This is a genomic window from Neobacillus drentensis (genome assembly GCF_036965245.1).
Classification (GTDB): Bacteria; Bacillota; Bacilli; order Bacillales; family Cytobacillaceae; genus Neobacillus; species Neobacillus drentensis_G.
Map to the genome: position 1 here is coordinate 1 of NZ_JBALPG010000058.1, position 6,139 is coordinate 6,139.

The following is a 6,139-nucleotide window of genomic DNA, read 5'->3' on the forward strand; positions in this document are numbered from 1 at the left end:
ATTAATAATTGATAATAACGTTAAATTTTTCTAATATCCCATAAAAAAACAGACTCGTAACCGAGTCTGTTCATGTTTCATATTATTAAAACTCTGCATTTCCAGGTGTTCTTGGGAAGGGAATGACATCTCTGATATTAGTCATTCCTGTTAAATACATGATTAAGCGTTCAAAACCAAGGCCGTAACCTGAATGTTTTGTACCGCCGTATTTTCTTAATTCCAGGTACCACCAATAATCCTCTTCATTCATTCCAAGTTCTTTGATTTTTGAAGACAGCACTTCTTCGCGCTCTTCACGCTGGCTTCCTCCCACTAATTCCCCGATTCCAGGTACAAGCAAATCCATTGCGGCAACAGTTTTGTTATCTTCATTTAATCTCATATAGAAAGCTTTAATTTCCTTCGGATAGTCAGTAACAAAGACTGGTTTCTTGAACACTTTCTCGCATAAATAGCGTTCATGCTCTGTCTGCAAGTCTACTCCCCACTCGACCGGATAAGTAAAATTTTCACCTGACTCTTTTAATAGTTCAATTGCTTCCGTATAGGTTACACGACCAAATTCTGCAGTACGGGCATTATTCAAACGATCCAATAACCCCTTTTCTACAAAGCTGTTAAAGAAATTCATTTCTTCTGGAGCATTCTCTAAAACATAGTTAATTACATATTTCATCATATCTTCAGTATTGTCCATAATATCCGGCAGCTCAGCAAATGCCATTTCAGGTTCCATCATCCAGAATTCCGCAGCATGTCGAGCCGTGTTTGAGTTTTCAGCCCTAAAAGTCGGTCCAAATGTATACACATTTCGGAATGCCAAGGCAAAGGCTTCAGCAGAAAGCTGCCCGCTCACCGTTAGGTTCGTTTCTCTGCCAAAGAAGTCCTTTGATGCATCTGACTTGCCTTCTTCGTTTTTCGGCAGATTGTCCATATCTAGGGTGGTAACCCTAAACATTTCACCCGCACCTTCCGTATCACTTCCCGTGATAATCGGTGATTGAACATAGACAAATCCGTTCTCCTGGAAAAACCTATGGATCGCATAAGATGCGACCGAACGCACACGGAAGACAGCCGCAAATGTATTTGTTCTAGGACGCAAATGGGCAATCGTTCTTAAATACTCAAATGTATGTCTTTTCTTCTGTAACGGGTAATCAACATTTGAAGTCCCTTCAATTACAATCTTTTTAGCTTTAATTTCAAATGGCTGCTTAGCCTCAGGGGTATGGATAAAATCCCCCTCAACTTTAATCGAAGAGCTGATTGGCAGCTTTGCAATTTCCTTATAGTTTTCCAATTGCTCCTCAAATACAATCTGGACTCCTTTAAAAAAGCTTCCATCATTTATTTCAATAAATCCAAAGGTTTTTGAATCACGAATCGTTCGAATCCAACCTGATAATTGCACCTTTTGATCAATATAGCTTTCCGTATTTCTGTACAAATCCTTGATTAAGGCCTGTTTCATGGGTTTTCCTCCTAAATCATATGTATAAGGTTTAGTTAATAGTTAGTAGGATTATTTTCATCCCTCTAGTCAACAGTGGTTAAATAAAAAGCCTCCCATCCCATATGGGACGCAAGGTAAAATTCACAGACTATCAACGTTTTTCTTTTATCCCTACAATATTATATAAAATATTATAGCAAATAAGCAATATTCAACTAAATTTCTCATTTGACAGGGACTATTTAATTATTAACGGACTATATTTTTAATAATTTTCAGAAAATTTGCAGGATTTTTCTGATTGTAGTCGAATTTATTAATAAATAATCGATTCTTGATTGGGGGTTACTTTGTGGACAAGGTTACATGTATTGCATATCTTCTATACAAGTCTTCTATGAATCAAGACATCAGAGAAAAAGCCATCCAACTGTTGAATGGCGATGTGTCAATTCGCGATCTCAAAAGAAATGTTTCACTCCAAGCTCATCTAGTAATTGCAGAATCGTTACTGAAAAAGAACAAAATAGATAAAAACCAAGTACATATATTTGCTGAAGAATTTTTGATGATTGAAGTTTAAAGCTTCCTTTTGGAAGTTTTTTTAGTATTCTTCAAATAAAATATTTAACCAGCAATGTCCACTAACAATTGTCGAACAATTTTTGTTATAAATATCGAGTTAAATGAATATTTTAAAGCGTTGTGTCATTTTTAAAGGCTCTTTTCGCATAGATTGTTGTTTTTAGACTAAAAAGTTTGTCCGTTGATTTCCGCTCCAGGCACTTGCTTTCCGCGAGGAGGGATGGGAACCTCCTCGGCGTTACCGCCTGTGGGGTCTCCCAGTTCCCTCTTTCTCCCGCAGGACATTGAATAAGCTTCCTAGAATAATCACCGCACGAAGGAAATGCGTTAGCATTTTCGAGGAGTCAAGTGCCCTCCGCTACAATCAACTCAGATAGTTAAAGTTAAATTACACTAAAAAAGAAACAAACTTTACGAAAACAGCACTTTTAAAAGAAAACTCCCCGAATCGGCAGCACCTAGGGAAAGACAGAGGCGTAGTTGGACTTACGCCTGATAAGAAAGTTACTTTCCTATCGGTAAAGAATACACGACCAACCATTATCATATAAAGAAAGGTGGTTTTTTATGGTACAAGTGGAAGTAACAATAACCTTCGAAGGAAAATCCTATTTGACGAATGTCATTACCAATCGGGAAACTTCTGATGATGAAATATTACGCCTTGCCTTTGAACAAGTAAAAAAGCAATGGAAAAAGTAGTTTTTTAAAAAAGAAAAAGCTGCAGAATTCACTTTAGAATTCTGCAGCTTTTTTCTAAAAGTTCATTTTTAACTCATATAATTCTTTTGACATGGTTTCCATGAGTGGACTAATACCCTCTGTTGTAAACATATACAATTCATGCATTGCACGTGTACAAACTGTATAGAATAATTTCCGCTCACTTTCACACTTGTATTGAGAACTATCATAAAGAATGACCGCATCAAATTCGATCCCTTTTGCCAAATAGGAAGGAATCACAAGATTGCCCTTTTCAAAGGAAACAGTCCCTTTTTCAATTAAATGAAGTGGAACTTCGTTTTTAAGAGCCTCAAAAACTGCCTTGCTTTCTGCAGCAGTCCTGCAAATAACCGCTATTGTGCGATGTCCCTCATTTTTAAATGCCTTCATTTTTGAAAGAATAGCACTATTCAACTTGGTATGTTCTACTACTTCAATAGTCGGCTTACGACCATTACGGTTAAATGGTTCTATTTTTTCACCACCTTCAATCAACCCGCTTGTAAATTCGACTATTTCCCTCGTAGAACGGTAGGTTTTTGTCAACACAAACGTAACAACATCTTCATCGCAATAATTAAAATCCGTAAGAACGGTCTCTGAACCCGTCGCCCCAGAAAAAATCGCTTGATTGAAGTCACCCAGCAAGGTCATTTTGCTATAAGGGAATAGCCTTTGAATAAATGCGAACTGAAACGGTGAATAATCCTGTGCCTCATCAATAAATATATGACGAATGGCTGTGTTTGATTTTCGGCCCTCAATTAAATCCTGAAGATATACATAAGGAGTCGCATCTTCATACGGAAAAACCATGCGGCTAAACTTCTCTGCCGCTAGCTTGCAAATTTTTGACCAGTTTGGCGGAAGGTTTTCTTCTGATTTTTCAACTTGTTCAAATAATTGTATATAAACTTGAGTGGTATCAATGAATTTTAAATTCTTCACCCTTGAGAATAATGGCTTAAATTTTTCCTTTACGATCATTTCGGCAAGAAGTTTTTGTTCCCGCTCAAAATCATCAAATGTATTGTCCGTAAAACGATTTTTTTCTTGGAGCTTTTTGAATACATCCAAATAATCTTCCTTTTCAAGAAATTGTATTTCTTCCTCCACCCAACCTTTAGATTGTTCCCGTTTCATAGCACGCCTTAATTCTTTTAGTAACCAATCCTTGACAAGTTGAATTCTGTTTGGGATTGAGTAACCTTCATCTAGAGAATAAAAATAATCATGAATTTCTTTTTTCGAAATTATTATATCTCCTCTAAAGGATAAATCCTTATAAATTAAGCCTTGACTAGATAATTTGAACGCATACTGATCAATGATTTTTTTAAAATTTAGGCTTGCCTTAAAGCGGATTCCATCCATTCTTGTTTGATAACCTACATCATTTCTCCCACTGAGCAGATACTCCATTTGGATGAAAGGGTCCTCTACATCAAACGCTTTTCCAAGCCTGTGATTTAAATATTCCTGGAAAGTAGATTGTTGCATATTTTCTTCTCCCAGTTCAGGCAATACGGTAGCAACATAACTGTTAAAAAGAGGGTTCGGTGAGAAAAGCATAATGTTTTCCGAATTTAATGTCCCTCGATACCGATACAGCAAATATGCTGCACGTTGAAGCGCTGCAGAGGTTTTGCCGCTTCCTGCAGCTCCTTGAACGAGAAGGATTTTGCTTCGCTCATTTCGAATAATTTCATTTTGCTCACGTTGAATCGTGGCAACAATACTCTTCATTTGAGTACTCGCATTGTTTCCAAGGACTTCCTGAAGCATTTCATCCCCTATTGTTACTCCTGTATCAAACATACCCTTAATTTCTGAATTCCTAATTATAAATTGGCGCTTTAAAGTAATTTCTCCTTCGATTGTTCCTTCAGGTGTATTATATTTTGCTGCACCTGGAGAATAGTCGTAGTAAAGACTGGATATTGGTGCCCGCCAATCATAGATTAAGAAATTTTCATCGTGTTCATCCATTAATGATGAGATTCCTAAATAAACTTTATCAGGTGATTTTTCGCCTTTTTCAAAAAAATCAATCCGCCCAAAATATGGGGAATATTTTAATCTGGCGAGTGTTTTCAGGTGTTTATCCAATTGTTTATGTGTTCGCTCTCGCTCAGATAGCAGTTCAGCTTGCTGCTTCATACTTGCCGCCGTTTCAATAATATCATCCGGTTCATCTAAATTAACGGTTACATCATCCCAAAAAGTTTTGCGAAGTTCGAGAACATCTGAGCGAACCTTACCAGTATTTTGGTTTAAGTTGTTTACCTTTTGATTAATTTCCTCAACTACTGAACTGACTCTTTCTTGCTCTAACTGCCAGTCTTTGTTTTCTAAATCGCTCATTTAACCACTCTCCTGATTAAATTTAGATCCTTCTGCTTGACAACCACAAAAAACTATGTTAATGTTATAATAGGTTATTTATAATTATTTCTAACATCAACATTTTATGCCAAATGTCATTCTATCATACTCCCTTTTTATTTTCAAGAGCACATTTTAATATTCAAAAATAAAACGCCACTTGTGGCGTTTTATTTTTTCTTATTCGCTCTTATCCCTTTCTCCATAAACCCACACTCTGTATTGTCCAAAAATGAAAACCATTATTATTCTTACTAATAAATATTCAAAAAAATGAAGTTTATTTTTTAATAACTTGATTCTTTCAAAAAAATAATTTAAACATGCTCCAAACAGAATTACACTTAGCTTGGCAATAACACTATTTTGTTTTTTCAGTGAAAACGCAGTGAATAGCGAAAATGTGATGGAATATAAAGGCGATAAAATAAAATGTTCCTTCCATGAATGATATCTGCCCAAGCCAAATCGAATTTTGCGAAAAATAGCCAAAAATAAAAATAAATTTGTTTCTGTTACCATAACCATCAAAAATAAGGATACAAAACGAATAATTGAATTATTTTTTAAAAAGTAGTTATACCAAGAATCGCTCAATCTAAAATACAATGGCAGGAGAATTAAGGTATATCCAGTTTTCCACCATGAATGTTGATAGATCCTAAGCCGCAAAAATAGTAGTTCTATTAATGAAAAGTAAATGCTCCCGAATACCTTTGCAGGCCACCCCAATTTAAAAATGGAAAAGAACACTGCGGTAAAAGGAATAAATACTGCTTGGGATAAAACAGCCCCAAATATATTATCAAGAAAGTGGTTTTTTAATACCTTCGGTTTATAGGTATATGCTTTGAATAAGTTTAATACAAAATACTCCAATAGATAGGCAAATCCCATATTGGAAAAAAGCAATACAAAAATACTTTTTCTATTTTTGTTCTTATAAAAGGTTAAACCCAGGAGGAAGGTATGGATTAAAAATAA

Annotated in this window: 5 protein-coding genes; 2 read left to right on the forward strand and 3 right to left on the reverse strand. The window is 35.6% G+C overall.

Features of this window, described 5'->3' with window-relative positions:
• Positions 1-85: 85 nt before the first annotated feature.
• Entirely contained in the window at positions 86-1,477 is a 1,392-nt protein-coding gene (gene asnS, locus V7150_RS14315) for an asparagine--tRNA ligase (protein WP_335519357.1), read from the reverse strand.
• 334 nt (positions 1,478-1,811) lie between these two features.
• Between asnS and V7150_RS14320 the strand changes: the two genes are divergently transcribed.
• Positions 1,812-2,042 (forward strand): hypothetical protein, encoded by a 231-nt coding sequence (locus V7150_RS14320; RefSeq protein ID WP_335519360.1) that lies wholly within the window; start codon positions 1,812-1,814, stop codon positions 2,040-2,042.
• A 569-nt stretch (positions 2,043-2,611) separates the two neighbouring features.
• Entirely contained in the window at positions 2,612-2,746 is a 135-nt protein-coding gene (locus V7150_RS14325; protein WP_335519363.1) for a BA3454 family stress response protein, read from the forward strand.
• A 54-nt stretch (positions 2,747-2,800) separates the two neighbouring features.
• Here V7150_RS14325 and helD read toward each other — a convergent pair whose 3' ends face one another.
• Both helD and V7150_RS14335 read right to left on the reverse strand, forming a co-directional pair.
• Positions 2,801-5,134, reverse strand: a complete 2,334-nt coding sequence (gene helD, locus V7150_RS14330) for an RNA polymerase recycling motor HelD (protein WP_335519366.1) — start codon at positions 5,132-5,134, stop codon at positions 2,801-2,803.
• A gap of 201 nt (positions 5,135-5,335) precedes the next feature.
• Positions 5,336-5,683 (reverse strand): hypothetical protein, encoded by a 348-nt coding sequence (locus V7150_RS14335; RefSeq protein WP_335519369.1) that lies wholly within the window; start codon positions 5,681-5,683, stop codon positions 5,336-5,338.
• Between the last annotated feature and the right edge of the window lie 456 nt (positions 5,684-6,139).

Excerpts from the sequence above, each read along its gene's own strand:
- V7150_RS14325 (WP_335519363.1), top strand. The coding sequence starts at position 2,612 with ATGGTACAAGTGGAAGTAACAATAACCTTCGAAGGAAAATCCTATTTG.
- V7150_RS14335 (WP_335519369.1), bottom strand. The coding sequence starts at position 5,683 with ATGGTTATGGTAACAGAAACAAATTTATTTTTATTTTTGGCTATTTTT.
- helD (WP_335519366.1), bottom strand. The coding sequence starts at position 5,134 with ATGAGCGATTTAGAAAACAAAGACTGGCAGTTAGAGCAAGAAAGAGTC.
- asnS (WP_335519357.1), bottom strand. The coding sequence starts at position 1,477 with ATGAAACAGGCCTTAATCAAGGATTTGTACAGAAATACGGAAAGCTAT.